Below are 26,773 nucleotides of genomic sequence, written 5' to 3' on the forward strand. Positions count from 1 at the left end.
TCGTGGGTACCGGCGGGCACTGGGGGTCCCGACTTCTGCCCCCGGGGTGACATAGGCAAACGACAACCATTATCGTTTGACGTCATGATGTCTTCTTCGCGCCGTGTCTACTTCGCGGCCGCCGCCGTCGTGCTTCCGTTCGGACTCGTGTCCTGTGGTTCTCAGCCCCCTTCGGCGACGGAGGCGCCGGCCATGAGCAGCAGTGCCGAGCCGTCGGGTTGTCCGACCACCCCGGTCGATGTCGTCGTCAGCGTCGACCAGTGGGGCGACATAGTCTCGCAGCTCGGTGGTGCGTGTGCCGAGGTGACGACGGTGCTGGCCGGTTCGTCGGTAGATCCGCACGACTACGAGCCCGCGCCCTCGGATGCGGCGCGCTTCGACGGCGCCCAGCTCGTCGTGATCAACGGTGGGCACTACGACGAGTGGGCGGCGAAGCTCGCGTCCGCGTCGGCACCCGATGCGCCCGTGATCAGTGCCGTCGGGCTCACTGGTGAGCACCACGACGAGGGCGAGCACGGTGAGGAGGGCGAAGCCGGGCACGAGCACGAGCACGAGGGAAACCCCCACGTGTGGTACGACCCGGCCACGGTGACCGCCGTCGCCGAGGCGGTCACCAGCGAACTCGGCCAACTGGCACCCGACGCCAGCGCCTACTTCGAAGAACAGCACACCAAATTCGAAACGACCATGAAGCCCTACTACGACACCATCACGGCCATCAAGGGCGCCGCTGCCGGCAAGCGATATGCAGCGACCGAGAGCGTGTTCGACCTCATGGGCGAGGCCTTAGGACTGCAGAACGTCACTCCGGAGGGTTACCAGGCGTCATCGTCGAACGAGACAGACCCGTCACCGGCCGACCTCGACGCGTTCCTGCGACTCCTGGGCAGTAACGGCGTCGACGTGCTGATCTACAACACCCAGACCGAGGGGGCGATCACACAGCAGATCCGCACCGCGGCCGAACAGGGCGGGGTTCCCATCGTCGATGTGACCGAGACAGTGCCGCCGGGCGCCGAGTCCTTCGAGTCATGGCAGGTGTCGCAACTCGACGCGTTGGCCAAGGCGCTTGGTGTCGAAATCTGATCGCAGCGTGCGCGGCGGCCGGGTGATCTGGTCGCAGTGCACCTTCGAGGTGCCCGCGGCCGATGTCGTCGCGGTGATCGGCGCCAACGGGAGCGGCAAGACGACGATGCTGCAGATGATCCTGGGGTTGGTCCCCGTCGGGCACGGAACCCTGCGGGTCTTCGGTCGGCCACCGGGGGTGGATCGGGGCCGAATCGGCTATGTCCCCCAGCACTATGCCGATAGCGCCGGGGAAGCGATCCGGGCCCGCGACGCCGTGCTGCTGGGCCTCAACGGTAGCCGCTGGGCGTTCGGCCCGGCCTCGGCGGCCGATCGGCAGAGTGTGTCCGAGGCGCTGGCAGCAGTGGATGCTCAATCCTTCGGCGATCGCCGGCTTGCCACGCTGTCCGGTGGGCAGCGCCAGCGGGTGGCGATCGCCGAAGCCCTGGTGTCCGGACCCGAGATGATCATCCTCGACGAACCGTTGGCATCGCTGGATCTGCGCAGCCAGCGGGAGATCATCGCGCTGCTCACCCGCCTGCACCGCGAATTGGCGGTCACTATCGTGGTGGTCGCCCATGACCTCAACCCGTTTCTGCCGATCCTCGACGGTGCCGTCTACCTGCTCGACGGACACGCGCACTATGCCGGGGTGAACGACGTCATCTCCGGCCAGCTGCTTACCCACCTGTACGGAACTCCCATCCAGGTCGTCCGCACCCCGCAGGGTGACCTCTACGCCAGGAGCTTCTGAACGTATGACCACACATGTGGTGGCACTGGGCTATCAGGCCAACTGGTGGTCGATCCTCACGTCGCCGTTCATGCGCAACGCGGTGGTCGGTGGCACGATCGTCGCATTGGCCGCCGGGCTGATCGGCTACTTCATCGTGGTGCGTCACACTGCGTTCGCGGCTCATGCACTGGCACATATCGGCTTGCCCGGAGCGACCGGCGCGGTGCTCCTCGGCCTGCCCGTCACCTTCGGACTCGGCGTATTCTGCGTCGGTGGCGCACTGGTCATCGGTTACCTGGGCAAGCGTGCCGCGGAGCGGGAGGTCATCACCGGCACCGTCCTGTCGTTCGCCATGGGGCTGGGTCTGTTCTTCAACTCGCTGGCCACCAAGAGTTCCTCGACTCTGACCAACGTGTTGTTCGGCAACTTGTTGGCCATCTCCTACGAGCAGCTGCTCACCTTCGGTGTCCTGTTGGCAATGCTGGCCGCGTGTATCGGAGTCATCTATCGGCCACTGCTTTTCAGCTCGGTCAACCCCGCCGTCGCCGAGGCCAAGGGAGTCCCGCTGCGGGCGTTGTCGATCATCTTCATGGCATTGCTGGGCGTGTCGGTGACGATGGCTGTACAGGCCGTGGGCACACTGCTGTTGTTCGCCTTGGTGGTCACCCCGGCGGCGACGGCGATCATGCTCACCCCGCGTCCGCCGCTGGCGATGCTGATATCTGCGGTCATCAGCGTCGCCGCCGTCTGGGCTGGCCTGGCACTCTCGGCCATGTTCAACAGGCCGCCCAGCTTCGTCATCGTCACGATAGCGTGCGCGGTCTGGCTGGTGGTGTGGCTGGTCGATCACCGTCAACGCAGCGCCACGCGCAGTTTCGACGTCCCCCTGTCTTCGACCGCTCAAACGGCGCCACCGCAACCCATGACGGCGAACACCGCGTAGCCGCGTGCCGGAATTGACTGGCAGCATCGCCATGGCCTCGACCGAACAGCAGGATCGCCGCGCAGGAGCGGAGCCCACTGTTGGTGTCTGAAATGCAACGGCCCCGGCGCGCCACAGCCCAACAACACGCCGTGCTGCGTGCGTTGCAGGACAGCGACCGCTTCCGGAGCGCCCAGCAGCTTTACGTCGAGTTACGCCAGACGCATTCGCTCCGGATCGGTCTCACGAGCATCTACCGGATCCTGCATGTGCTTGCCGAAGAGCGTGTGGCTGAAACTCAGCGCGCAGAAAACGGTGAACTCCTCTATCGCATCCGCACCGCGCCAGAACACCGCCACTACCTCCTGTGCCGGCGCTGTGGACGCGCCGTCGCGTTTACCGCGTCAACACTCAAGGGCCACGCCGACCAACCGACACAGGAGCACCGTTACGCAGAGGTCACCCACCACCTCGACATCTACGGCATCTGCCCACGATGCCAGAACAACCCCAGGGATCACCGGTAACGGTTCTCCCATAGCTGGTTCAGCGATTCATCGGGCACGCGGCACACACACCGAAGACTTCGACGGTATGACTCGTGTCGGTAAACCCGTGCTTCCTAGCGACATTCGCGGCCCACATTTCCACGCTTCGCCCTGCCACTTCCACCGTCGCACCACAGGAGCGACACACCAGGTGATGGTGATGGTGTTGCGAGCAGCGTCGATACAGCGATTCGCCGGCATCCGTGCGCACGCTGTCCACCAGTCCGGCGGCGACCATCGTCTGCAGCGCGCGGTACACCGTCGCCAGACCGATCTCGTTGCCGCGTTGGCGCAACTCCACATGAAGCGCCTGCGCGGAACGAAACTCCGATGAATCATCGAGCAGCGCTGCAATCGCCGCGCGTTGACGGGTCGCCCTTACCCCGGGAACACTTAACTGCCTACCAGGCATGGGACCTCCAATACGACCGCGCTGAGGACACGAACTCGGCGTCACGGTCACAGCGAAAGCCCAAGCAAACTGCGGCAATCATGACCTGCTGCCGCCCAGTGATCTCCTCACCACACATACTACAGGTCAAGCTGTATTGGGTGCTGGACGCCTGGGCTCCAAGTGTCCGCGCCGCGAGCCAGCTAGACACGGGCTAGGGCGTGTCTGACAAATGTTTCGGGTGTTTCGGCTGAGACTTAGGACATGTCGCGGTTTCAGCTGCTTACCGATGCTCAATGGTCATTGATCGAAGAGCTTCTACCTGCGCGAACAGGCAGGAAAGGCAGGCCCTTCCGGGATGCCCGCTCGATGGTCGAGGGGATCATCTATCGATACCGGTGCGGGATCGCCTGGCGAGACGTGCCCGAGGTATTCGGACCGTGGCAGACGATCTGGACCTGGCACCGACGGATGAGCGCTGAGGGCACCTGGGACCTGGTGCTGGCCCGGTTACTGGCCGCCGCCGACGACGCCGGGATCATCAACTGGTCGGTGTCGGTGGATTCCACGATCGCCCGCGCTCACCAACATGCCACGAACATCACCCGTGACACATAGGGGGCTGGGTCGAATTACACGAATCTGGCCAGCGAGCCGCCTGACCACGGCATTGGTCGCTCGCGCGGTGGGTTGACCAGCAAGATCCATCACCTCGTCGACGGCCACGGACGACCGTTGGTGGTGCTCGTGGGCGCCGGCCAGGCGGGCGACGGTCCGGTCCTGGAGCATTTGCTCGTCCACCTCAGAGTTGAGCGCTGCGGGCCTGGGCGGCCTCGCACCCGGCCCGATCGTCTGCGTGGAGATAAGGCCTATTCCAGCCGAGCGACCCGACAGCGGCTGCGCCGCCGAGGGATCACCGCTGTCATTCCCGAACCGTCCGACCAGATCGGCCACCGAAAACGTCGCGGCACCCACGGCGGCCGACCGCCAGCATTCGACGCCGACGACTACAAGGGCCGCAACGTCATTGAACGAGGATTCAATGACACCAAGCAATGGCGCGGTCTGGCCACCCGCTACGACTGTGATGATGAACAGGTGCTGCCTCGGGGTCGTGGTCTGACCCGCGTTACGACTGGCCTTCGGTGCCTTGCGTTTGATCTGTCGACTGCGCGCCCGGGGCGGTGCTTGCTGCCGTCGGGTCGGCCAGGCGTGTCTCCATAGGGGCCTTGCCAGCAACAGGGCACCGTCACAGTCCTGACCACCTGCGCCGACCCGACGACGGCCATTCGTTCCCGAGCCGTCAGGAGACAAACAACCTTGTCCAGCATGCCTCAATCACCGCCGTCCGACCCTGCCGAAGTGGTGCTGGGCGTCGACACCCACAAAGACGTGCACGTCGCAGCGGTGCTCTCCACCTTGGGGGTGCTGCTCGCAACGAGCACGTTCCCGACCACCGCCGCGGGCTACCGTCGGCTGCTGGCGTGGGCACGCGGATTCGGTCCGGTGGGTCGGGCCGGGGTGGAGTGCACTGGCTCCTACGGTGCAGCACTGGCACGTTACCTGCTCGCCGAGACGATCACGGTGATCGAGGTCAACCGTGGCGACCGCGCACAGCGGCGCCGGCGCGGCAAGACCGACACCCTCGATGCCGAGACAGCTGCCCGAGCGGTGCTGTCCGGACGAGCCACCGCAATCGCCAAGTCTGGGGACGGACAGGTCGAGATGCTACGAATGTTCAAGCTAGCCAAGGCTTCAGCTATCAAGTCCCGCAGCCAGGCCATAAACCAACTCAAGGCTGTTCTTGTCCGCGCCGAACCTACATTGCGCGAATCGATGACCGGCTTGGGCAACCCAGCGCTGTTCCGCCGCTGCGCCCAGCTGACCGTATCCGACCCTTGCGATCCGGCGGGCGCGGCCGCGCTGACCCTACGGCTGCTCGCCCGTCGCGTCCTGACGCTGACCGGTGAGATCGACGAACTCAACGTCCACATAACCGCCGCTATCAAGACCCACGCGCCGCAGCTGCTGCAGCGTTACGGCGTCGGACCCGACACCGCCGCCGCGCTGCTGCTCGCCGCCGGCGACAACCCCGAACGCCTGACCAGTGAGGCTTCCTTCGCCGCCCTGTGTGGCGTCAGCCCAATCGAGGCATCCTCGGGCAAGACACGCCGACGTCGGCTCAACCGAGGCGGAGACAGACAAGCCAACTCCGCGCTCTACACGATCACCATCGCTCGCCTGCGTTGGGACAACGAACCCAGCACTACATCCGACGCCGGGTAGCCGAAGGCAAGACCCGCCGCGAAGCCATCCGCTGCTGCCTCAAGCGCTACATCTGCCGCGAGATCTACCGCGACATCACCGTCACCAGAGACCAACCCGCACCGGCCAGCTCAGCCGCTTGACATCCATAGGGGCATCAAGCTCGCCATCGTTTACCGGGGCGCAGCAGTCCTACGGGCCATCACGCTCTGGTTACCGCATTTATCAGACACGCCCTAAGGGCCCAAGATGCGGAAGTCCCGATGTTCACCGCGCGCTGGTGCTGCACCCGTCGATGGGTGTGTCAGCGGCACGTGAATTCTGACCCCGGCGCGGCCGCCAGGGGGTCAACTTTCAGCCGCCGTCGACAGGGTGAACTCGAAGCGGCCTGGGCTGGTGCCCGCTGAACGTCGTCGAGCACGACTCCAACTATGTATCCGCAGCTGCCACTCGACGATCTGCTTCGGGTTGCGGGGAAGCGTCCGCACGATCTGGTCAGCAGTAGGGCGCGTCGGTCGGCTATTGTTGTCGGGGCTGGTCGGCCCGACCGGCCCCGATGAGTAGGTAGGAAGCCGGTGCGAATCCGGCATGGTCCCGCCACTGTGACTGGGGAGCGAACCCCACATCGACCACGGCTTTGCGGCTGGAAGGTCGGGGTGAGCGCTGATCCAGAAGTCAGGATACTGCTCTCATTGGCCCTCTTGCTGGGACGTGGACATCCCGGATGGAGTCGATGCAGTGATGTGTCTGTGCGTCTGGCGACGCGGCGTCTTGAGCGTGCCAACCGATAGCCCTGATGCGGCCGATACCGCGGAACAGGGATCCGCTATGCCGTCCGGTAAGTCCGGAGGTGCCTCGTGACTCTCAATACTGTTGCACTGGAACTTGTCCCATCGAATCTGGACCTCGGCACGGCACGTGCGCTCGCGGAGTTGCACAAGGTGCGGAGGTTGGCGGTCGATGCCGGTCTCGATGGACGCATCCGCCACATCATGATCCCCGGGATGATCGAGGAGGATGACCACCGTCCCGTCGAGATGAAACCAAAGCTCGACGTGCTCGATTACTGGGAGTTGGTGCAGCGCGAACTTCCCGAGGTACGTGGGCTGTGCACCCAGGTCACGTCGTTTCTCGATGAGCGGTCGCTGCGTCGGCGGTTGACCGCGTTGATTAGGATCGGGTTCGACGGGATCGCGTTTGTCGGGGTTCCGCGCACGATGACCGACGGTGAGGGTGCAGGAGTGGCACCGACCGACGCGCTGTCGACCTTTTCCCATCTGGTGAAACACCGCGGCGCGATCCTGATCCCGACCAGGGACGACGAGCTGAGCCGATTCGGGTTCAAGTGCAAACAGGGCGCCACCTACGGGATGACCCAGCTGCTGTACTCCGACGCGATCGTCAACTTCCTCACCGAGTTCTCGCGTAGCACCGACCACCGCCCGGAGATCCTACTGTCGTTCGGTTTCGTCCCGAAGATGGAATCCGAAGTCGGCCTCATCGACTGGCTCATCCAGGACCCCGGCAACGACGCTGTCGCGACCGAACAACAATTCGTGCGGCGGTTGGCGGCCAGCGAGCCCGCGCAGAAGCGCGCCCTGATGCTGGACCTGTACAAGCGCGTGATCGACGGCGTACTCGATCTCGGCTTTCCGGTCAGCCTGCATTTCGAGGCCACCTACGGGGTCTCCGCTCCGGCGTTCGAGACCTTAGCCGCGATGCTCGACTACTGGGCACCCGACCGCTGAACCTCAGCGGATGACCAACAACAGGTCCCCGCTTTCCACCTGGGTGGTTCCCGACACGGCCAGCCGGTCGACGACCCCGCTCTTGGGCGCGGTGATGGCGGCCTCCATCTTCATCGCCTCGATGGTGGCGATACTCTGACCGGCCTCGACGGTGTCGCCTTGGGCAGCGGCGACGGTGACCACCCCGGCGAACGGGGCGGCGACGTGGTCGGGGTTGGCACGGTCGGCTTTCTCGGCGGCCGGCACGTCGGCCGCGACGCTGCGGTCGCGCACCAGCACCGGTCTGAGCTGGCCATTGATCAGGCACATGACGGTACGCAGTCCCCGCTCGTCGGGATCCGAGACCGCCTCGAGTCCGATGAGCAGCTCGACGCCCTTCCCGAGCTTCACTCGGTGCTCGTCGCCCTGGCGCAGACCGTAGAAGAACTGATTGGCGCTCAGCCGCGACGTGTCCCCGTACTCCCGCCGGTGCGCCTCGAATTCCCGGGTGGGACCGGGGAACAGCAACCGGTTGAGGGTCGCCTGCCGGGCCGCGCCCGGCTCGACGAGCAACCTCCGGTCCTCCTCGGACAGCGGCACATCCTGCTGGGCGGGTTTGCGGCCCTGCAGTGCGTTGGTCCGCAGCGGCTCGGGCCAGCCGCCAGGCGGGTCACCGAGATCACCTCGCAGGAAGCCGATCACGCTGTTGGGAATGTCGACCCGGCTCGGTTCGGCGGCGACCTCGTCGGCGGTGATGCCCGCCCCGACCAGGGCGAGGGCCAGATCGCCGACCACCTTGCTGGACGGCGTCACCTTCACCAGTCGTCCGAGCACCCGGTCGGCGGCGGCGTAGTTCTCCTCGATCTGCTCGAAGCGGTCCCCCAGCCCCAGCCCGATTGCCTGTTGGCGCAGGTTGGACAGCTGCCCGCCGGGAATCTCGTGGTGATACACCCGACCGGTCGGCGCGGGTGGACCAGCGGCCGCAACATCGAACGGCGCGTAGACCTTCCGTAGCGCCTCCCAGTACGGTTCGAGTTCACAGATGGCGGCCAGGCTCAACCCGCTGTCGTACTCGGTGTGTGCCGCGGCAGCCACGATCGACGACAGTGCGGGCTGGCTGGTGGTGCCCGCCAGCGGGGCCGCCGCACCGTCCACCGCCGACGCACCGGCCTGCCAGGCGGCCAGGTAGGTGGCCAGCTGGCCGCCCGGGGTGTCGTGGGTGTGCACATGAACCGGTAGGTCGAAACGGCTGCGCAGCGCCGAGACCAGCGTCGTTGCCGCGGCCGGGCGCAACAGGCCGGCCATATCCTTGATCGCGAGCACGTGAGCACCCGCATCGACGATCTCCTCGGCCAGCTTGAGGTAGTAGTCCAGCGTGTACAGGGTCTCGTCGGGATCGGACAGATCAGCGGTGTACGACATCGCCACCTCCGCCACCGCGGTGCCGGTGGCCCGGACAGCATCGATGGCCGGGCGCATCGATTCGACGTTGTTGAGCGCGTCGAAGATGCGGAAGACATCGATGCCGGTGCGGGCAGCCTCGTCGACGAATGCCTCGGCCACCGATGTCGGATACGGGGTGTAGCCGACGGTGTTGCGGCCGCGCAGCAGCATCTGCAGGCAGATGTTGGGGACGGCTTCGCGCAGCGCGGCCAGCCGCTCCCATGGATCCTCTTTCAGGAACCGCAGGGCCACATCGTAGGTAGCGCCACCCCAGCACTCGATCGACAACAACTGCGGCATCATCCGCGCGATGTACGGCGCCGCCGCCACCAGACCCGACGTGCGCACCCGGGTGGCCAGCAGGGACTGGTGGGCGTCGCGGAACGTGGTGTCGGTGACCCCGATACCCGGACTCTCACGCAGCCAGTCGGCGAACCCTTCGGGCCCGAGTTGCTCGAGGCGCTGGCGGCTACCCGGTTTCAGTGCCGCGGCCAGGTCCAGTGCGGGCAACTTGTCGTGCGGGTACACCGTCGACTGCCGTTCCCCGTGCGGCTTGTTGACCGTCACGTCAGCGAGGTAGTTCAGGATCCGGGTGCCGCGGTCTGCCGGGGTGTGCGCGGTCAGCAGGTCCGGTCGCTCGTCGATGAACGACGTGGTGATCCGCCCGGCGCGGAAGTCGGGGTCGTCGAGGACAGCGAGCAGGAAAGGAATGTTCGTCGACACCCCACGCACCCGGAACTCGGCCAACGCGCGCCGCGCCCGGGCGGACGCCCTGCGAAATCACCTCCACGGCAGGTCAACTTGACCAGCATGGAGTCGAAGTGGGCGCTGATCTCGGCACCAGTGTGGGTGCCGCCGTCGAGGCGTACGCCGGCGCCACCCGGGGACCGGTAGGCGGTGATCCGGCCGGTGTCGGGCCGAAATCCGTTGGCCGGGTCCTCGGTGGTGATTCGGCACTGCATCACCGCTCCCCGGATTCGGACGCTGTCCTGGCGCAGCCCGAGGTCGGCGAGGCTCTCGCCGGCGGCGATACGCAGTTGGCTGGCCACCAGATCGACGTCGGTGATTTCTTCGGTCACCGTGTGCTCGACCTGGATACGCGGATTGCATTCGATGAACACGTGGTGTCCGCGCTCGTCGAGCAGGAACTCGACGGTGCCCGCGCAGAAGTAGCCGATCTGGCGAGCGAAAGCCACCGCGTCATTGCAGATCCGTTGCCGCAACTGCTCGGTGAGGTTCGGCGCCGGCGCCAACTCGATCACCTTGTGGTGACGGCGCTGCATGCTGCAGTCCCGTTCGAAGAGGTGGATGACCTCCCCCGTGCCATCCGCCAGGATCTGCACCTCGATGTGGCGTGGGTTCTGCACTGCCTGTTCGAGATACACCATCGGATCACCGAAGGCCGACTCGGCCTCCCGGCTGGCAGCCTCCACCGCATGGGCGAGCGCCGACGGGTCGCTGACCCGGCGCATACCGCGGCCACCGCCGCCGGACACCGCCTTGACGAACACCGGGAACTGCATCGACTCCGCCGCCGCGGTGAGTTCGGCCACCGACGACGACGGCGGCGTCGAGGCCAGCACCGGCAAACCCGCCTCTCGGGCGGCGGCGATAGCCCGCGCCTTGTTGCCGGTCAGTTCGAGCACCCGCGACTCCGGCCCGACGAAGGTGATCCCCGCCTGCTTGCAGGCCGCAGCAAGGTTGGCGTTCTCCGACAGGAACCCATAGCCCGGATACACCGCATCGGCACCGGAATGCTTTGCCACCCGGATGATCTCATCGACCGAGAGGTACGCGCGGACGGGGTGACCGACCTCGCCGATCTGATAGGCCTCATCGGCCTTCTGCCGGTGCGGGGAGTTGCGGTCCTCGTAAGCGAACACCGCAACGGTCCCGATGTTCAGCTCGTAGGCGGCGCGGAACGCCCGGATCGCGATCTCGCCGCGGTTGGCGACCAGCAGCTTGGTGACGGCCCGCTTAGACAAGTGCGCGCTGGGGTTGGCCCGAGTACTCGCTCAGGGGGCGGATCAAGGCATTCGACGCGGCCTGCTCCATGATGTGGGCGGTCCACCCGGTGATACGGCTCATCACGAACAGCGGTGTGAAGCTCTCGATCGGGAAATCCATCAGGTAGTAGGCCGGGCCGGTGGGAAAGTCCAGGTTCGGTTTGATGCCCGTCGCGGCGTACATCCCGCTTTCCAGCACATTGTAGATGTCGAGCCAGCGCTGCCCGTCACGGACTGCGGCGACGCTCTCCAACGCAGCCTTCATCGTCGGGACCCGGGAGTCACCGTTCTTGTAGACCCGGTGGCCGAATCCCATGACCTTTTCCTTGCGGGACAACTTGCCGTGCAGCCACTTCGACGCATTGTCGGCCGATCCGATCTCGAGCATGTCGTGCATGACCGCCTCGTTCGCCCCGCCGTGCAGGGAGCCTTTCAGCGCGCCGATGGCCGCAGTGACCGCACTGTAGATGTCGGACTGGGTAGAGGTGACGACGCGGGCGGCGAACGTCGAAGCGTTGAAGCTGTGCTCGGCGTAGAGCACCATCGACTGCTCGAAAGCCTTGACGATGGCCGGTTCGGGCACCCAGTAATTTCCCGTCGCTCCGCTCGCCCCGGTGCCGAAGCACATGTTCAGGAAGTTCTGCGCGTAGCCGAGCTGGCTGTGCGGTGCGATCGGTGCCAACCCCTGGCGCCGCCGGATGTCGGTGGCGACGATGGTCGGCAGGACGGCGAACATGCGCAACGCCTTCGCGTAGTTCGCGTCCTCGGTGGAGACGTCCTCTTCGGGATCCTCCGCGCCCAGATAGCTGATGGCGGTGCGCACCACATCCATCCGATGGCAGGTGTCGGGCAGCTTGGCCAGCAGCGACTGCATCGAGCGGTCGATGCGCCGCGATGCGCGCTCACGCTGGTTGAACAGCGCCAGCTGCGCATCGGTCGGCAGTTCGCCGTGCCACAGCAGGTAGGCGACCTGTTCGAAGCTGCATTTCGTGGCGAGGTCCTGGACCGGGTAGCCGCGGTAGGTCAGGCTGTTGGTTTCCGGGACCACCTTGGAGATCGCGGTGGTGTCGACGACGACGCCGGCCAGACCCTTGTAGATGCGCGGGGCTTCGGATGCTGTTGCTGTGGTCATGCTTTCACGTCCTGCAGTGCGAAGTTGTAGATGTCGGAGTCGAACTGGTTGTAGTCGGCGTAGCGCAGCAGTTCGTAGAGCTTGCTGCGGTGCTGCATGTTGTCGAGCAGCCCGGATTGGGTTCCGGCGTCGAAGACCTCACGCATGCCGATCTCCACGGCGTGCATCGCCAACCGCAGCGTGGTGACCGGGTAGATGACGACGTTGTAGCCGATGTCGGACAGCTGCGCGGCGTTGATCAGTTCGGACTTGCCGAACTCGGTCATGTTGGCCAGCAACGGGGTGTCGACCGCGGCGCGGAAGCGGGCGAATTCGGTCGGGCCCGAGAGCGCTTCGGTGAAGATCAGGTCGGCGCCGGCATCGGCATAGGCCCTGGCCCGCTCGATGGCGGCGTCGACGCCCTCGATTCCGGCGGCGTCGGTGCGCGCACAGATGATGAAGTTCGGGTCCCGGCGAGCGGCCACCGCCGCACGTAACCGCTTGACCATCTCCGCGGCCGGCACCACGGCTTTTCCGTCGAGATGTCCGCACCGCTTGGGATTGACCTGGTCCTCGAGGTGGCACCCGGCCAGGCCTGCGTCTTCGAGAAGCGTGACGGTCCGGGCGGCGCTCATCGGTTCGCCGAAGCCGGTGTCGGCGTCGACGAGGGTGAACAGATCAGTGGCCGAAGCGATCTGGCTACTTCGGGTGACCACCTCGGTCAGCGTCGTCAATCCGATGTCGGGCAACCCGAGGTCGGCCGAGAGCACCGCACCCGAGACGTAGATACCTTCGAACCCGATGCCGGCCAGACTCTTGGCCACCAGCGGCGAGAATGCTCCCGGTATCCGCTGCAGCCGGCCCGAGTCCAGCGCGTCCCGGAACGCCTTGCGCTTCTGGGCCGCCGACACGGTGGAACCCATCAGCCCGCTCATCGGTTTCCTCTTCTCTTCGCGCAAGCGCTGATCGGTGCCTTTCTGCTCTTCGCGCAAGCGCTCATCGGAAAATCCCCGAGGGAATCGTCGGAGCCTTGTCCAGCACTGTCTGCTCGACCCGCACATTAAGGGCTCCGAACCCGCCCGCCTTCAACGAGGCCGCCTCGTCGACAGCGGCCAGGAATCGCTGCTGCTCGGCGGGCTCGACCACTCCGTCGGCGAGCGTGGTGAACTTGTTGCGGTACTGCTCGCGGGCGAACGGGCGCGCCCCCAGCGGGTGCGCGTCCGCGACAGCCAACTCGTCGATGATCACCTCACCGCTCTCGAGGGTTACGACGGCTTTGGCGCCGAATGCCTTCTCCGCCGGGTCGAGCGAGTGGTAGCGCCGAGTCCACTCGGGGTCCTCGACGGTGGAGATCTTGCGCCACAGATCGATGGTGTCGGGGCGGTGCGCCCGCTCCGGGGCGTAGGACTTCTCGTGGTGCCAATCGCCGTCCTGCAGCGCGACAGCGAAGATGTACATCACCGAGTGGTCCAGCGTCTCGCGCGAGGCATCCGGGTCGAACTTCTGCGGGTCGTTGCTGCCGGTACCGATGACGACGTGCGTGTGGTTGCTGGTATGCAGCACGATCGAGGCGATCTGGTCGAGATCGCCGATCCGTTCACGCATCCGGCGGGCCAGGTCGATCGGCGCCTGGCTCTGGTACTCGGCGGAATGTTCCTTGGTGTAGCTGTCCAAGATGGCCCGCTTGGGTTCGCCCGGTTCGGGCAGCGGGACCTGGTAGGTGTGCTCGGGTCCGGCCAGCATCCAGGCGATGACCCCGTCTTCGCCCTCCCAGATCGGGGCCGGTGAACCTTCGCCGCGCATCGCGCGGTCGACCGCTTCGATCGCGACCTTGCCGGCATAGGCCGGGGCGTAGGCTTTCCAGCTCGAGATGAGCCCCTTGCGCGACTGCCGGGTGGCCGTCGTCAGATGCAGGGCCTGCCCGATCGCCGAGTAGATCGTCTCGGGGTCCAACCGCAGCATGGTGCCCAGGCCGGCGGCGACCGACGGCCCGAGGTGGGCGACGTGGTCGATCTTGTGCTGATGCAAGCAGATTCCCTTGACGAGGTCGATCTGGACCTCGTAGGCGGTCGCCAGGCCACGGATCAGGTCGGCTCCGCGCACACCGAGGGTCTGGGCGACCGCGACCAGCGGGGGAATGTTGTCGCCCGGGTGCGAGTAGTCCGCGGCCAGGAACGTGTCGTGGAAGTCGAGTTCGCGGACCGCGACGCCGTTGGCCCATGCCGCCCACTCCGGCGAGTAGCCGCCGTCGATGCCGAACACCGTGGCGCCGACCTTGGTGCGATGGGCTTGCGCCTGGGCGCGTGCGACCGCGACGGGACGTCGCGTCACCGAGGCCGAGGACACTGCGGCGTTGTCGATGATCCGGTTGAGCACCATGTCCTCGACGTCGGCTTCGACGGCCACCGGGTCGGCTGCGACCTGGGCGATCTTCCAGGCGAGATGTTCGGCGCGGGGGAATTCGTCGGCACTGCGTCGGGTGCGGACCTCGTGATTACGCATGATCCGCACGCTATTCGGGATTCTGCTCCGCGGAAAGACCCTGTAAGTGCGTAATTGTGCGTCCTGGGACATTGCGTTTTGCAAATGTTGTGAATACACGGGCGGCTAGGCTGTGCCCGGTGGCGAAGACATTCGTGGGTGCCCGCCTCGCAGGCTGCGCGAGGAGCACGGCCTGACCCAGGTGGCGCTGGCGCGCGCCCTAGGCCTGTCCACCAGCTATGTGAACCAGCTGGAGAACGATCAGCGCCCGGTCACGGTGCCGGTCCTGCTGTCGTTGTCGGAGCGTTTCGACCTGCCGACCCATTACTTCACCCCGGACTCCGATACGCGGATGGTCTCGGATCTGCGCGACATCCTGCTCGACACCCCGGCGACACCGACCCAGATCGAGGAGCTCGTCGCACGGATGCCCGGCGTCGGCCAGACGTTGGTCAGCCTGCACCGTCGGCTGTTCGACGCCACCACCGAGCTCGAGGCCATGCACACCCGGGCCAGCACCGACGCCCCGGTGCCCTTGCAGCAACCGATGCCGTTCGAAGAGGTTCGCGATTTCTTCTACGACCGCAAGAACTACATCGGCGAACTCGATCAGGCCGCCGAAAAGCTGTTCACCTGTCGCGGGTTCCGGATCGGCGGGATGGATGTACAGCTCACCGAACTGCTCTCCGACGAGCTGGGCATCAACGTGGTCGTCGACGACGAGGAAGTGTTGAGCCCCAACGCCAAACGCTCCTACCGACCGGACTCGGCGACCCTGTACGTGGCACGCTGGCTACACCCCGGGCAGCGCGCCTTCCAGCTCGCCACCCAGTACGCGTTACTCACCCACGCCAACGTGATCGCCACGCTCGTCGCCGACGATGACCACCTCAGTGCCGAAGCACGCGAAGTCGCCAAGATCGGGTTGGCCAACTACTACGCGGGCGCGCTGCTCCTGCCCTACCGGAGAATTCTGGCGGCGGCTCAAGACCTGCGCTACGACATCGACCACCTCGCCCGCCGCTTCGAGGTGGGCTTCGAGACGGTCTGTCATCGCCTCTCGACGCTGCAGCGCCCGGACGCCCGCGGGGTGCCGTTCATCTTCGTGCGCACCGACAGTGCCGGCAACATCTCGAAGCGCCAGTCGGCCAACGCCTTCCACTTCTCCCGGGTGGGTGGCAACTGCCCGCTGTGGGTGGTCCACCACGCGTTCGCCCAGCCCGGGCAGTTCATCACCCAGGTCGCGCAGATGCCCGATGGCCGGGCCTACTTCTGGATCGCCCGAAGCACCCCACCCAGCCAGGGCGGCTACCTCGGTCCAGCCAAGAGCTTCGCCATAGGTCTGGGCTGCGACCTGACGCACGCCCACCGGCTCATCTACTCGGCCGGCATCGATCTGGCCGACGCCGACGCTGCAGTCCCGATCGGGGCCGGGGTGCAAGATCTGCGAACGTCCGGCGTGCCCGCAGCGGGCGTTCCCCTACATCGGCCGTCCGGTCAAGGTCGATCCGCACGCCAGCAGCGACCTCCCCTACCCGACGGCCTAGCGATTCACTCCGTCGCGCTGATGAAGTGTTTCATCCGCAAAATCTCGCGCTGCTGCGACTCGATGATCAGGTTGGCGAGGTGCTTGGCGGCCGAGCTCTCGCCGTGGGCGAGTTCGTCCTGCGCCATCGCGACGGCACCCTGATGGTGGCTGATCATCGACGTCTTCCACAGCGTGTCGAACACGCCGTCATACAGCGTCGGAAGTCGCTGCATCGTTTCCTCATCCACCATTCCGGCCATCATGCGCATACCGTCATGGTGGCCGGCATGTGGATCGGTTACCGGCTCGTCCCTGGTCGTTTCCCCGTCGCTACGCTCGCCCCAGCCGGCGAGTAGATCCTCCAAGACGCCGATCTCCGCTCGCTGCGCCGAACCGATGTGCGTCGCCATGACCCGCAGGTCGGGGTTTGGAGTATTGGTCGGCACCATCGCGGCCAGGACCACGGCCTGCTGATGGTGGGGGATCATGGTGCGCGCGAACGCGACATCCGCGTCGTTGTACGGGGCGTGATCACCGCCGTCGCCGGTCACGTCGTGGCGGTGATCGACATCCGATGCGCACGCATTCAATACGGCGAGGATCAGCATGAGAACGGCGGCGACCCGCCAGCGGCGGCGCATCACGATTTCGGCACCGGGTGCGGTCGGAGTGCTCGGGCACTCCATTGCGGCCGCCGAGATCCTGTGAATAGAGCGCGACAGCGTAGGCAGCTCCGGGGCCGTTGATACCCAACGCCGTTCGGTCGATCCGATCCAGGGTGTCGGTGCTGCGGTGGTATTTGGGATCGTAGGGCCGGCCGGCCTCTCCGCCCCAGATTTCGGCCTGGGCGTCGGTCATATCGACATCGGCACCCGAGAAGATGCCGCCTGCGGATGCCCGCCCTGGTGAACGAGTCGTAGTCCGAACTTCCCACGAAGGCGCTGTCCTGTGCTGTCTTGCCCGCGCTGGCGAGGTAGTCGACCAGTGCGCGTTCGATGCCGGCCGAACCCTCGGGTATCCGCGGCGGCATGCGTTCCGGCACCGGGGGAGCGGACTGGTCACCGTCCATCGTGAAGTACGCCGGATTCGGCGAGCCCAGCATGTCGAAGTTGAGATACATCGCGATGTTCATCAGCTGGTCGACGTTGAGCGACTGCACATAGTTCGCCGATCCGAGCAGACCGACCTCCTCGGCAGCCCAGAATCCGAAGCGGACCGCGTTGCGGACCGGTGGCGAACTGCCCATCTGCAGCGCCGTCTCGAGCACCGCTGCGACGCCCGACCCATCGTCATTGATACCAGGCCCGGCCGGGACACTGTCCAGGTGCCCGCCGACCACGACCACGTCCTGCGTGGAACCGGTCTTGGTCTGCGCGATGACGTTGCGGGTCTGCACGGTGCGGACGCCGGCGTTCATCCGGATCGTGGTCGGCGCGGGTCGCGTGCGTAGTCGTGCACCGTCGGCCTTGGTGACCATGATGGCCGGGATCCTCACCTCGGTCTGCCCGCCGAGAGTGACGTCCAGAGTCTCGCCGTCGACGTTGTTCGCCACGACGATCGCTACGGCGCCGTGTGCCGCCGCGGCCGTCTGCTTGGCGCCGAACGGGCATTGGCCGCGATCGACCAGGACGACGGCACCCTCGACGTCGACTCGCTGGTAGTCCGCGTCGGTGCAGCCGAGGCCGTCCGCGGGCACGAGGCGGCCGAACAACGCCCCCAGCCGGCGTTCCGACGGTGTACTCGAGCGACTTGGCCGGTACAGACGATCCTCCGACGGTGAGCGCTGGGTCGTCGGCGAAGGGAAACGATAAGGTCGAACTCGGGTGTGTGGACGTCGAAACCCCTGGCACGCAGGACGTCGGCCACATAGTCGACGCTCTTGTCGTAGCCCGGCGTGCCGATGGCGCGGGTGCCGCCGGCGGCGTCGGCGATCTCTTGCAACTGGGCCAGACGCGACATCATCGCGTCCACGGTCACGGAGTCGCGCATCTGCGCGGTGTACGCGGCGGCGTCGGGTCTTCCGGACGCCGCATTCGCCGTTGACGCAGCGCGCGGCGCTTCGAGGGGATTGCTGCACCCGCCTACGGCGAGCACCACTGCGACCGTCGTCGCCAGTGCTCTGTGACCTAATGGGTGTTGATCGGCGTGCCTCGAACGGATAGTGATCCGCTGCGGCGACGCTGGTGGCCGAGCCGCCAGTCGGTGAGCACTTCCGTGTCTAACCCCACCGGACCCAGGTTAGCGCCTTTCTGATCGACTGCCGTCGATCAGCGCTGCCCGAGCGAGGGTCTCCTCGGCCATCTTGACGTGCGCGGCATCGACGAGCACACCATCGACACCGACGGCGCCGCGGCCCTTGGCCTCAGCTTCCCGGTATGCCTTGACGTTGCGCTCCGCGCGGGCGATTTCGTCAGCGGTGGGGGCGTAGACCTCGTTGGCGATCGGCACCTGGTCGGGGTGGATCGCCCATTTGCCGGTGTAGCCCATCAGTGAGGACCGCCGCGCGTCGTGCTCGTAGCCCTTCAGGTTCTTGTAGTCCGGATACGGCGAGTCGATCGCGTCGATGCCGGCGATCCGCGCGGCAACCATGATCTTGTTGCGGGCGTAGGCCCAGAAGTCACCGACGTACTCCCCCAGCGGGTCGAAGTTGGTGTCCACCCGTGCGCCCTGGGACAGCGAGAAGTCCCCGACGCCGAAGATCACGGCGTCCAGGCGCGGGCTGGCGAGGGCGATCGCCTCGGCGTTGGCAAGCCCCTCGACCTCTTCGATCAGCACCTCCAACCGAATCTGACGCTCCAGGACCAGTTTCGACTCGAGTTGGGTCAACAACACGTCCACCCACCAGACGTCCTTGGCGGTGCGAGCTTTCGGGATTACGACGGTGTCGAGTTTCGCGCCGGCCTGCGTCACGACGTCGATCAGGTCGTCGTGGCACCACGGGGTGTCCAGGCCGTTCATTCGGATGGCACGGGCGGTGCGGCCCCAGTCCAGTTCGTTGAGCGCCTGGATCGCCTTGGCACGCGACTCGACCTTGAACGCCGGCGGGACAGCGTCTTCGAGGTCGAGGAACACCAGATCGGCACCGCATCCGGCCGCCTTGTCGAACATGTTGTCGTTGCTGGCGGGCAGGGCCAGCTCCGAACGGCGTAGTAGGCCGACGGCGAGCGGAGCGACGGGATTAGGTTCGGTCATTGCAGATTCCCTCGGGGTCAGAGCACGCCGCGGGCGCGCAGGTCGTCGAGTTCGGTGGTGGAAAGGCCGAGCAGCTTGCCGTAGACCTCGTCGTTGTGTTCGCCGAGATTCGGTCCGAGATGCTCGACTCGCCCGTCGTTGTCGGAGAACCGCGGCACCGGCGCCTGGACGGTCATCCGTCCGAGTTCGGCGTCCTCGACCGAGACGAACACGCCCCGATGGCGCAACTGTTCATCGGCCAGCAGCCCCTCGATGTCGTAGACGGGCGCGGCCGCGACCTCGGCGGCGTCGAAGATCGTCATCGCCTCGGCGAGGGTCTTGGTCGCAACCCAGTCCGCCACCACGGCATCGACTTCGCGGGCCCGGGCCAGCCGGCGCTGCGGGTCGGAGAAGTCGGCGTCGTCGACCAGGTCGGCGCGTCCGATGGCCTTGAACACCCGCAACGCCAGCGCCGGCGAGCTGCCCGACATCGCCAGCCACTTGCCGTCCGCGGTCCGGTAGGTGTTGCGCGGAGCCGAAATGTCCCAGCGGTTGCCGGCACGCTGAGGAATCAGCCCGAGCTGGTCATAGCCCAGCAGGGTCTGTTCCAGCAGCCGCGCCAGTGGGTCGATGAGGTTGATGTCGATCAACTGGCCGCCGGCACCGTGCACATCGCGGTGGTAGAGCGCCATCATGACGGCGTAGGCGCCGTTGAGCGAGGCGACGCCGTCGGCCAGCATGAACGGCGGCAACGTGGGTGGACCGTCGGCTTCCCCGGTGATGTGGGCGAAGCCGCTCATCGCCTCTCCGAGGGTGCCGAATCCGGGCCGCGTCGACTTGGGTCCGGACAGTCCGTATCCAGTGATGTGCAACATCACGATCTTGTCGTTGACTCGGCGCACGGCCTGGTAGTCCATGTTCCAGCCGGCCAGCGTCTGCGGCCGGGTGTTGACGATGACGACGTCGGCCTGCTCGACGAGACGGTGAGCTAGCGCCCGCCCCTCCTCGCGACGCAAGTCCAAGGTGACCGATTTCTTGTTGCGCGACACCGACTTCCACATCAGGCCGACCCCGTCGCGCTGGTTGCCCCAGGTACGGATCGGGTCGCCGTGGCGCGGTTGTTCGACCTTGATCACCTCGGCGCCGAACTCGCCGAGGTAGGTGGCCGCCAGCGGCGCAGCGGCCAAGGTCGCGAAGTCCAGGACGCGCACCCCGTCCAACATCGTCTGTGCCGACATGCTCAGACCGTAGCCCCCGCCCGAACCGGTTCGGGCCGCTGCAGTCCGAGGTGCTCGCGCAGGGTCGCGCCCTCGTACTTGGTGCGGAACAGGCCGCGGCGCTGCAGTTCGGGTACCACCATGCGGACCACGTCCTCGAAGGCGCCCGGCATGTGGGAGGCGGCCAGCACGAATCCGTCGCAGGCGCCGCTTTCGAACCATTCGGCCATCTGGTCGGCCACCTGGGTGCCGGTGCCGACGAAGCGCGGGCCCTGCAGCAAGGTGGCGCGGTGTGCGGCTAGGTCCCGCAATGTGATCTTGTCGCCGAGGTACTGACGCAGACCTTGCACCAACCCCCGGATCCCCGACACCGAGGCGATGAGCTCATCGGTGATCGGATCATCCAGGTCGTGCTGGGCGAAGTCGTAGTTCATCAGCTCCGAGAGCAGCGTCAGCGACGCCATCGGGTGCACCAGCTCGTTGAGCAACATGCCCTCGCGGTCCTTCGCCTGTTCCTCGGACTCACCGACCACCGCGTAGGCCATCGGGCAGATCTTGACAGTGCCCGGATCGCGCCCGGTCGCGGCGATGCGTTCCTTCTGGTCGCTGTAGTGACTGCGGGCGACGTCGATGCCCGGATCGCCGGTGAAGATCAGATCGGCCCAACGCGAGGCGAAGTCGCGCCCCCGGCCCGAGGACCCCGCCTGCAGGATCACCGGCCGGCCCTGCGGGGTGCGCGGGACCGTCAGCGGTCCCCGCGCGGAGAAGTACTGTCCGGCGTGGTTGAGTTCGTGGACCTTGGCGGGGTCGGCGTAGATGCCGGCGGCGCGGTCGTGCAGGATCGCATCGTCCTCCCAGCCGTCCCACAACCCGGCGACCACCTCGAGGAACTCGTCGGCGCGGTCGTAGCGTTCGTCATGACCGAGGTGGGCCTGGACGCCGAAGTTCTGCGCCTCGCTGTCGTTGACCGACGTGACCACGTTCCACGCGGCACGGCCCTTGGACAGGTGGTCCAGGGTGGCGAACGTGCGCGCGACGTGGAAGGGCAGGTAATAGGTGGTCGAGTACGTCGCCCCCAGCCCGATCCGTGAGGTCGCCTGGGCGAGCACCCCGAGGACCGCGGTGAGGTCCAGCTTCACCGGCCGGGCACCGTAACGGACCGCCTCGGCCACCGAGTTGCCGTAGATGCCGGGCATCGCCAATCGGTCATCGAAGAACATCAGGTCGAAGCAACCCTCTTCGAGTTGTCGGCCGATCTTGGCGTAGTAGGAGGTGTCGAGGTAGCCGTGCTCGGTGGCGGGGTGGCGCCACGAGCCCGAGTACACCGAAGTGCTTCCTGCCTGCATGAAAGCCACGAGGGACATCGTGTCGGCGCTCCGCTGAGTCATATCCAGGAACCTAACATCTGATATATCAGATTTCAAATCTGAGATGTGGCGCGTTGCTAGACTCCCTTCATGACGGGCGCCATCGACATCGCGGGCACCGTGCGCGAGCGCGCCGCCCGGGAATTGCGCGACCGCATCCTGACCGGCGCCCTGCCCGCCGGAACACGCATCGACCTCGATGCGATCACCGCCGAATTTGCCACCAGCCGGACCCCCGTTCGCGAGGCGCTGCTCGAGCTGTCGTTCGAGGGCCTGGTGCGGGTGGCTCCCCGCAGCGGCATCACGGTGATCGGGATCAGTTCGGCCGATGTGCTGGACAGCTTCACCATCCTCGGCGTGCTGACCGGACAGGCGGCGGCCTGGGCGGCCGAGCGGGTGACCACCGAGGAATTGACCCACCTCCGCGAACTTGCCGCCGACGTCGCCGAACATTCCGGCGATGACGAGATCGGTCACGCCAATTGGCTCTTCCACCAAGGAATTCACCGCGCCGCGCATTCACCGCGATTGCTCGCCCAGATCAAGCAGGCCGCTCGCGTCGTCCCGACCAACTTTCTCACCCTGTTTCCCGATCATGAGAAGCACTCTCTGTCCGAGCACGAAGACCTTCTTGATGCCTTCGATCGCCGCGATGCCGAGCAGGCCCGCACGATTGCCGAGCACCATGTGCTGGAGGCAGGCCGGTCCCTGGTCGAGTGGCTGGACCGGCAGCAAGGCGGCCAAGTAGGGACAAGACCGGCCGGCCGGTAGAGGTACGCTGCACCTGCAGCTGGTTTGATCGGCGGCTGCTCCCACCGGAAACACCCGCCGGGCATCGAGTTCCGCACGCTGACACAGGTGCGGGGCGAGAGGGAACGCGGTGAGAATCCGTGACTGTCCCGCAGCGGTATGCAGGAACGACCGCCGTCATCAGCACTGGCCCCAACGGGCTGGGAAGCGACGGCCAGTAGGAGTGCGTTGTCGTGCACGTGCCTGCGAGTCCGAAGACCTGCCGGCTGTACCGGGCGCGCCGCGTCCGGTGGTTCATCGCCTCGTGGAGTGGGCATTGACCAAAACGGTCCGCTGGTTGCTGGCGGCCCGTGGTCGGTTCGACGCTTCCTGGCGATGGCCTTCCGCCGTACCCACAGGACGCCTCATGACCACATCGAAGCAATTCACTGCCACAATCCTCGGATCGCCCCGCATCGGCCCCAAGCGCGAACTCAAGCGCGCGGTGGAGAAGTACTGGGCCGGCAATCTGGACCGTACCGAACTCGAATCGGTGGCCGCGAAGATCCGCCGGGACACCTTGGAGTCGCTTGCCGCCGCCGGCCTCGATTCGATTCCGGTGAACACCTTTTCCTTCTATGACCAGGTCCTCGACACCGCCGTGCTCGTCGGAGCGCTGCCGCCCCGTGTCGCGGGGATCGCAGACGAACTGGACCGCTACTTCGCCGCCGCCCGCGGCGGGAGCTACGACGGTATTGACGTCTCTCCACTGGAGATGACGAAGTGGTTCGACACCAACTACCACTACATCGTTCCCGAGATCGGCCCGGACACCACCTTCGCAGTCAACCCCGCCAAGATACTTGCCGAGCTGAAAGAGGCTCGGGTGCTGAATGTTCCGGCCCGTCCGGTACTGATCGGACCGATCACCTTCCTGGCGCTGAGCAAAGCCGTGAACGGCCCTGGCGCCCCGTTGGACCGGCTCGCCGAGTTGACCGCCGTCTATGGTGAGCTGCTGAGCCTGCTAGCCGATGAAGGCGTTGATTGGGTGCAGTTCGACGAGCCCGTGCTCGTCACCGACATGCTCGACAACACAGCCGAATTGGCTGAACGCACCTACGACTCTCTGGCCAGCCTGCCCAAGCGCCCGGCCCTGTTCGTGGCGACCTACTTCGGCGAGCTCACCGACGCGCTGCCGGCACTGGCCCGCACCCCGGTCGAGGCGATCGGCGTGGATCTGGTGGCCGGCAACGCCTCGGCGGTCCCCGTCGTACCGGAACTGGCCGACAAGACGGTGGTCGCCGGCATCGTCGACGGCCGCAACATCTGGCGCACCGACCTGCAGGTCGCGCTGGGAACACTGGCGTCACTGCTGGGATCGTGCGCACACCTGGCCGTGTCCACGTCCTGCTCCACGCTGCACGTGCCCTACACCCTCGATGCCGAAGACGACATCGACGCCGCGCTGCGCAGCTGGCTGTCGTTCGGGTTCGAGAAGGTGACCGAGGTAGTCGCACTGGCCCGCGGACTCAACGAAGGACGCGAGGCAATCAGCGCCGAGATCACCGCCTCCAACGACGCCATCGCGTCACGCAAGTCCGACCCCCGGCTCGACAACGCGCAGGTCCGCAGCCGCCTGTCGTCGATCATCGCCTCCGGCGCCACGCGTGGACCGGCGGATCAGCGTCGAGCCGCGCAACAGGAACACCTCGACCTGCCAGTCCTGCCGACCACCACCATCGGGTCGTATCCGCAGACGTCGGCCATCCGGGTCGCGCGCGCGGAGCTTCGGTCCAGCCAGATCGATGCCGCCGAGTACGAGCGCAGGATGAAGGCGGAGATCGCCGCTGTCGTCGAGCTGCAGGAAGACCTGGACATCGACGTGTTGGTGCACGGCGAGCCGGAGCGCAACGACATGGTGCAGTACTTCGCCGAGCAGCTCGAAGGGTTCTTCGCCACCCAGAACGGCTGGGTGCAGTCCTACGGGTCGCGGTGCGTGCGACCGCCGGTCCTGTTCGGTGACGTAGCACGCCCGACGCCGATGACCGTGGAATGGGCCAAATACGCGCAGTCGCTGAGCAACCGTCCGGTGAAGGGCATGCTGACCGGGCCGGTGACGATCCTGGCGTGGTCGTTCGTGCGTGACGACCAGCCACTGGCCGAGACCGCCGGTCAGGTGGCGCTGGCGATCCGGGACGAGACGGTCGATCTGGAGGCCGCCGGGATCGCGATCCTACAGGTCGATGAGCCGGCACTGCGCGAGCTGTTGCCGTTGCGCTCGAAAGACAAAGAGGAATACCTGAAGTGGGCGGTCGACGCGTTCCGACTGGCGACGTCGGGGGTCACCGATTCGACCCAGATCCACACCCATCTGTGCTATTCGGAATTCGGCGAGGTCATCGGTGCGATCGCCGACCTCGACGCCGATGTGACCTCGATCGAGGCGGCGCGTTCCCACATGGAGGTGCTGGGCGACCTGAACGCGGTCGGGTTCGGCAACGGTGTAGGACCAGGCGTCTACGACATCCACTCACCGCGCGTAACCACCACCGACGAGGTAGCGGTTTCGTTGCGCGAAGCACTGAAGGCCGTTCCCGCCGAGCGCCTCTGGGTCAATCCGGACTGCGGTCTCAAGACGCGCAAGAGTGAAGAGGTGACCGCCGCGCTGCGCAACATGGTGGCGGCGGCCAAACAGGTCCGCACCAGCGCGTGACCGCCTGCGGGTGGCCGGCCTGCACTGCGGCAGGGTCGCCACCCGATGGCGTCACTTCGGCGCTGCACCCTGGCGGGACAGCGTCACCGCGATGGTCTGCAGAATTTCCTGTGGACTCTTGCCCAGGGTGGCCTCCATGCCCATCAGTAGCAGCCCGGACAGGTTGACCAGGCCGGTGGCCAAGCCGGCCGCGCCTTCGGCCTCGTCCAGGTAGCTGTCGATCCGCGTGTGCAGCAGGTTGTCGTCGCGATCGTCGATCCATGCGGTCATGACATCGATTGCCCACCGGGTCTTCTCGTCGTCGGCCATGGGGTACTCGACCAATCTCGGTAACGGATAGAGGCGCTCGGCGCGCGCACGATACATCGTACCAGTTGAATATATGTGCGGATGAATATATGTGCGGATAGACAGATATATCACGGTGGGACTCGGACACCGCGGCATCCGCTACGGGTGGCACCCACCCCACAACCGATCGGCGAGGAACCTCATGGCCGAGTACACCCTGCCTGACCTGGACTACGACTACGACTACGACTACGACGCACTCGAACCGCACATCTCGGGGCAGATCAACGAGATCCACCACGGCAAGCACCACGCGACCTACGTGAAGGGACTCAACGACGCCATCGCCAAACTCGAGGCCCGCGCGAGCGGCGATCACGCGACGATCTTCCTGAACGAGAAGAACCTGGCCTTCCACCTCGGCGGTCACGTCAACCACACCATCTGGTGGAAGAACCTGTTGCCCAACGGCGGAGACAAGCCCACCGGGGAACTCGCGGCGGCGATCGACGACCAGTTCGGTTCCTTCGACAGGTTCCGGCCACAGTTCACCGCTGCAGCCAACGGCCTGCAAGGCTCGGGCTGGGCCGTGCTGGGTTACGACCCGTTAGGCGGCAGGTTGCTCACCTTCCAGCTCTACGACCAGCAGGCAAACGTACCGCTTGGCATCATCCCGCTGCTGCAGGTCGACATGTGGGAACACGCCTACTACCTGCAGTACAAGAACGTCAAGGCCGACTACATCAAGGCATTCTGGAACGTGGTCAACTGGCAAGACGTGCAGATCCGCTTTGCCGCTGCCACCGGCAAGGGACAGGGCGTCTGAGCGCGGCCCAGCGGGGCAGTAAGCGCCGACGGCGGCCTTGGTCTAATCGCTCTCGAAGTCCTCGAATCGTCAGCGGCGCCGCTGCGTGACAACGACGGGCGGCGCTTAGTGATCAGCCCCGGCGTGTCGGGAGAGTTCTTCCGTTGGGAAGGATGGGCACGTGGGATCGAAGTCATCGAGGCGGTATCCAGAAGAGCTGAAGGCGCGGGCGGTGCAGATGGTGGCCGATCTGCGTG

The 26,773-nt window shown here is 66.1% G+C and carries 19 protein-coding genes, 4 pseudogenes and 2 riboswitches; of the genes and pseudogenes, 12 read left to right on the forward strand and 11 right to left on the reverse strand.

The window, feature by feature from the left end:
* Nucleotides 1–84: 84 nt before the first annotated feature.
* From CSR00_RS04205 to CSR00_RS04220, 4 genes are all read left to right on the forward strand, one after another.
* Nucleotides 85–1,086 carry a metal ABC transporter solute-binding protein, Zn/Mn family gene (locus CSR00_RS04205; RefSeq protein ID WP_099021145.1) on the forward strand — a complete coding sequence of 334 codons (1,002 nt, stop codon included), beginning with the start codon at nucleotides 85–87 and terminating at the stop codon, nucleotides 1,084–1,086.
* Nucleotides 1,073–1,819, forward strand: coding sequence for a metal ABC transporter ATP-binding protein (locus CSR00_RS04210; protein WP_245905827.1), 747 nt, complete (start codon nucleotides 1,073–1,075; stop codon nucleotides 1,817–1,819). The genes CSR00_RS04205 and CSR00_RS04210 overlap by 14 nt, the downstream gene beginning before the upstream one ends.
* 70 nt (nucleotides 1,820–1,889) lie before the next feature.
* Nucleotides 1,890–2,744 carry a metal ABC transporter permease gene (locus CSR00_RS04215; protein ID WP_245905831.1) on the forward strand — a complete coding sequence of 285 codons (855 nt, stop codon included), beginning with the start codon at nucleotides 1,890–1,892 and terminating at the stop codon, nucleotides 2,742–2,744.
* Nucleotides 2,745–2,836: 92 nt separating this feature from the next.
* Nucleotides 2,837–3,250 (forward strand): Fur family transcriptional regulator, encoded by a 414-nt coding sequence (locus tag CSR00_RS04220; protein ID WP_099021148.1) that lies wholly within the window; start codon nucleotides 2,837–2,839, stop codon nucleotides 3,248–3,250.
* A 19-nt stretch (nucleotides 3,251–3,269) separates the two neighbouring features.
* Here the strand turns inward: CSR00_RS04220 and CSR00_RS04225 are convergent, their stop codons facing one another.
* Nucleotides 3,270–3,683: a Fur family transcriptional regulator gene (locus CSR00_RS04225; RefSeq protein ID WP_099021149.1), complete on the reverse strand. Its 414-nt coding sequence runs from the start codon at nucleotides 3,681–3,683 to the stop codon at nucleotides 3,270–3,272.
* A 243-nt stretch (nucleotides 3,684–3,926) separates the two neighbouring features.
* Between CSR00_RS04225 and CSR00_RS30980 the strand changes: the two genes are divergently transcribed.
* The 4 genes and pseudogenes from CSR00_RS30980 (at nucleotide 3,927) to CSR00_RS04240 (ending at nucleotide 7,675) form a co-directional block, all read left to right on the forward strand.
* Complete coding sequence (locus CSR00_RS30980; RefSeq protein ID WP_218014414.1) at nucleotides 3,927–4,280, forward strand: transposase; 354 nt, start codon at nucleotides 3,927–3,929, stop codon at nucleotides 4,278–4,280.
* A gap of 24 nt (nucleotides 4,281–4,304) precedes the next feature.
* The gene (locus tag CSR00_RS30985) at nucleotides 4,305–4,886 is read left to right on the forward strand and encodes an IS5 family transposase (protein WP_218014416.1); all 582 of its coding nucleotides are present in this window, start codon (nucleotides 4,305–4,307) and stop codon (nucleotides 4,884–4,886) included.
* 105 nt (nucleotides 4,887–4,991) lie between these two features.
* Nucleotides 4,992–6,070 (forward strand): annotated as a pseudogene (locus CSR00_RS04235) (IS110 family RNA-guided transposase).
* Between the two features lie 375 nt (nucleotides 6,071–6,445).
* Nucleotides 6,446–6,632, forward strand: a riboswitch (cobalamin riboswitch).
* Between the two features lie 152 nt (nucleotides 6,633–6,784).
* Nucleotides 6,785–7,675: a mycobacterial-type methylenetetrahydrofolate reductase gene (locus CSR00_RS04240; protein ID WP_099021150.1), complete on the forward strand. Its 891-nt coding sequence runs from the start codon at nucleotides 6,785–6,787 to the stop codon at nucleotides 7,673–7,675.
* Nucleotides 7,676–7,678: 3 nt separating this feature from the next.
* On the opposite strand, the pseudogene CSR00_RS04245 reads toward CSR00_RS04240, so the two are convergent.
* The 4 genes and pseudogenes from CSR00_RS04245 to prpD form a co-directional block, all read right to left on the reverse strand.
* Nucleotides 7,679–11,082: pseudogene (locus CSR00_RS04245) on the reverse strand (pyruvate carboxylase).
* Nucleotides 11,075–12,235: a bifunctional 2-methylcitrate synthase/citrate synthase gene (locus CSR00_RS04250; RefSeq protein WP_099021151.1), complete on the reverse strand. Its 1,161-nt coding sequence runs from the start codon at nucleotides 12,233–12,235 to the stop codon at nucleotides 11,075–11,077. Before CSR00_RS04250 ends, CSR00_RS04245 begins: the two are co-directional and overlap by 8 nt.
* Nucleotides 12,232–13,149, reverse strand: coding sequence for a methylisocitrate lyase (prpB, locus tag CSR00_RS04255; RefSeq protein ID WP_099021152.1), 918 nt, complete (start codon nucleotides 13,147–13,149; stop codon nucleotides 12,232–12,234). Before prpB ends, CSR00_RS04250 begins: the two co-directional genes overlap by 4 nt.
* 61 nt (nucleotides 13,150–13,210) lie before the next feature.
* The gene (gene prpD, locus CSR00_RS04260) at nucleotides 13,211–14,716 is read right to left on the reverse strand and encodes a 2-methylcitrate dehydratase PrpD (RefSeq protein ID WP_176561895.1); all 1,506 of its coding nucleotides are present in this window, start codon (nucleotides 14,714–14,716) and stop codon (nucleotides 13,211–13,213) included.
* A 110-nt stretch (nucleotides 14,717–14,826) separates the two neighbouring features.
* Here prpD and CSR00_RS04265 point away from each other — a divergent pair.
* Nucleotides 14,827–16,242: pseudogene (locus CSR00_RS04265) on the forward strand (short-chain fatty acyl-CoA regulator family protein).
* A 4-nt stretch (nucleotides 16,243–16,246) separates the two neighbouring features.
* On the opposite strand, the gene CSR00_RS04270 reads toward CSR00_RS04265, so the two are convergent.
* The 5 genes and pseudogenes from CSR00_RS04270 to CSR00_RS04290 form a co-directional block, all read right to left on the reverse strand.
* Nucleotides 16,247–16,864: a DUF305 domain-containing protein gene (locus tag CSR00_RS04270; protein ID WP_245905832.1), complete on the reverse strand. Its 618-nt coding sequence runs from the start codon at nucleotides 16,862–16,864 to the stop codon at nucleotides 16,247–16,249.
* A 13-nt stretch (nucleotides 16,865–16,877) separates the two neighbouring features.
* Nucleotides 16,878–18,389, reverse strand: a pseudogene (locus CSR00_RS04275) (M28 family peptidase); the annotation flags it as partial.
* A 72-nt stretch (nucleotides 18,390–18,461) separates the two neighbouring features.
* Nucleotides 18,462–19,415: an HpcH/HpaI aldolase/citrate lyase family protein gene (locus tag CSR00_RS04280; protein ID WP_099021155.1), complete on the reverse strand. Its 954-nt coding sequence runs from the start codon at nucleotides 19,413–19,415 to the stop codon at nucleotides 18,462–18,464.
* A gap of 17 nt (nucleotides 19,416–19,432) precedes the next feature.
* The gene (locus CSR00_RS04285) at nucleotides 19,433–20,617 is read right to left on the reverse strand and encodes a CaiB/BaiF CoA transferase family protein (protein ID WP_176561900.1); all 1,185 of its coding nucleotides are present in this window, start codon (nucleotides 20,615–20,617) and stop codon (nucleotides 19,433–19,435) included.
* 17 nt (nucleotides 20,618–20,634) lie between these two features.
* On the reverse strand, nucleotides 20,635–21,999 hold the full coding sequence (locus tag CSR00_RS04290; protein ID WP_099021157.1) for an LLM class flavin-dependent oxidoreductase: 1,365 nt from the start codon (nucleotides 21,997–21,999) through the stop codon (nucleotides 20,635–20,637).
* A 69-nt stretch (nucleotides 22,000–22,068) separates the two neighbouring features.
* Between CSR00_RS04290 and CSR00_RS04295 the strand changes: the two genes are divergently transcribed.
* Nucleotides 22,069–22,749, forward strand: coding sequence for a GntR family transcriptional regulator (locus CSR00_RS04295; RefSeq protein WP_099021158.1), 681 nt, complete (start codon nucleotides 22,069–22,071; stop codon nucleotides 22,747–22,749).
* A gap of 49 nt (nucleotides 22,750–22,798) precedes the next feature.
* Nucleotides 22,799–23,009, forward strand: a riboswitch (cobalamin riboswitch).
* Nucleotides 23,010–23,134: 125 nt separating this feature from the next.
* Nucleotides 23,135–25,420 carry a 5-methyltetrahydropteroyltriglutamate--homocysteine S-methyltransferase gene (metE, locus tag CSR00_RS04300; protein WP_099021159.1) on the forward strand — a complete coding sequence of 762 codons (2,286 nt, stop codon included), beginning with the start codon at nucleotides 23,135–23,137 and terminating at the stop codon, nucleotides 25,418–25,420.
* A 51-nt stretch (nucleotides 25,421–25,471) separates the two neighbouring features.
* Here metE and CSR00_RS04305 read toward each other — a convergent pair whose 3' ends face one another.
* On the reverse strand, nucleotides 25,472–25,729 hold the full coding sequence (locus CSR00_RS04305) for a hypothetical protein (protein WP_099021160.1): 258 nt from the start codon (nucleotides 25,727–25,729) through the stop codon (nucleotides 25,472–25,474).
* A gap of 184 nt (nucleotides 25,730–25,913) precedes the next feature.
* On the opposite strand from CSR00_RS04305, the gene CSR00_RS04310 reads away from it, so the two are divergent.
* Nucleotides 25,914–26,537: a superoxide dismutase gene (locus tag CSR00_RS04310; protein WP_099021161.1), complete on the forward strand. Its 624-nt coding sequence runs from the start codon at nucleotides 25,914–25,916 to the stop codon at nucleotides 26,535–26,537.
* The last annotated feature ends 236 nt before the right edge of the window (nucleotides 26,538–26,773 follow it).

The sequence above is a fragment of the Mycolicibacterium palauense genome (genome assembly GCF_002592005.1).
GTDB lineage: Bacteria > Actinomycetota > Actinomycetes > Mycobacteriales > Mycobacteriaceae > Mycobacterium > Mycobacterium palauense.

Coding starts and splice junctions, on each gene's coding strand:
- CSR00_RS04305 (WP_099021160.1), bottom strand. CDS start 25,729: ATGGCCGACGACGAGAAGACCCGGTGGGCAATCGATGTCATGACCGCA.
- CSR00_RS04205 (WP_099021145.1), top strand. CDS start 85: ATGATGTCTTCTTCGCGCCGTGTCTACTTCGCGGCCGCCGCCGTCGTG.
- prpB (WP_099021152.1), bottom strand. CDS start 13,149: ATGAGCGGGCTGATGGGTTCCACCGTGTCGGCGGCCCAGAAGCGCAAG.
- CSR00_RS04215 (WP_245905831.1), top strand. CDS start 1,890: ATGCGCAACGCGGTGGTCGGTGGCACGATCGTCGCATTGGCCGCCGGG.
- CSR00_RS04285 (WP_176561900.1), bottom strand. CDS start 20,617: ATGTTGGACGGGGTGCGCGTCCTGGACTTCGCGACCTTGGCCGCTGCG.
- CSR00_RS04220 (WP_099021148.1), top strand. CDS start 2,837: ATGCAACGGCCCCGGCGCGCCACAGCCCAACAACACGCCGTGCTGCGT.
- prpD (WP_176561895.1), bottom strand. CDS start 14,716: ATGCGTAATCACGAGGTCCGCACCCGACGCAGTGCCGACGAATTCCCC.
- CSR00_RS30980 (WP_218014414.1), top strand. CDS start 3,927: ATGTCGCGGTTTCAGCTGCTTACCGATGCTCAATGGTCATTGATCGAA.
- CSR00_RS04295 (WP_099021158.1), top strand. CDS start 22,069: ATGACGGGCGCCATCGACATCGCGGGCACCGTGCGCGAGCGCGCCGCC.
- CSR00_RS04250 (WP_099021151.1), bottom strand. CDS start 12,235: ATGACCACAGCAACAGCATCCGAAGCCCCGCGCATCTACAAGGGTCTG.
- metE (WP_099021159.1), top strand. CDS start 23,135: ATGACCACATCGAAGCAATTCACTGCCACAATCCTCGGATCGCCCCGC.
- CSR00_RS04290 (WP_099021157.1), bottom strand. CDS start 21,999: ATGACTCAGCGGAGCGCCGACACGATGTCCCTCGTGGCTTTCATGCAG.
- CSR00_RS04270 (WP_245905832.1), bottom strand. CDS start 16,864: ATGCGCCGCCGCTGGCGGGTCGCCGCCGTTCTCATGCTGATCCTCGCC.
- CSR00_RS04280 (WP_099021155.1), bottom strand. CDS start 19,415: ATGACCGAACCTAATCCCGTCGCTCCGCTCGCCGTCGGCCTACTACGC.
- CSR00_RS04225 (WP_099021149.1), bottom strand. CDS start 3,683: ATGCCTGGTAGGCAGTTAAGTGTTCCCGGGGTAAGGGCGACCCGTCAA.
- CSR00_RS04310 (WP_099021161.1), top strand. CDS start 25,914: ATGGCCGAGTACACCCTGCCTGACCTGGACTACGACTACGACTACGAC.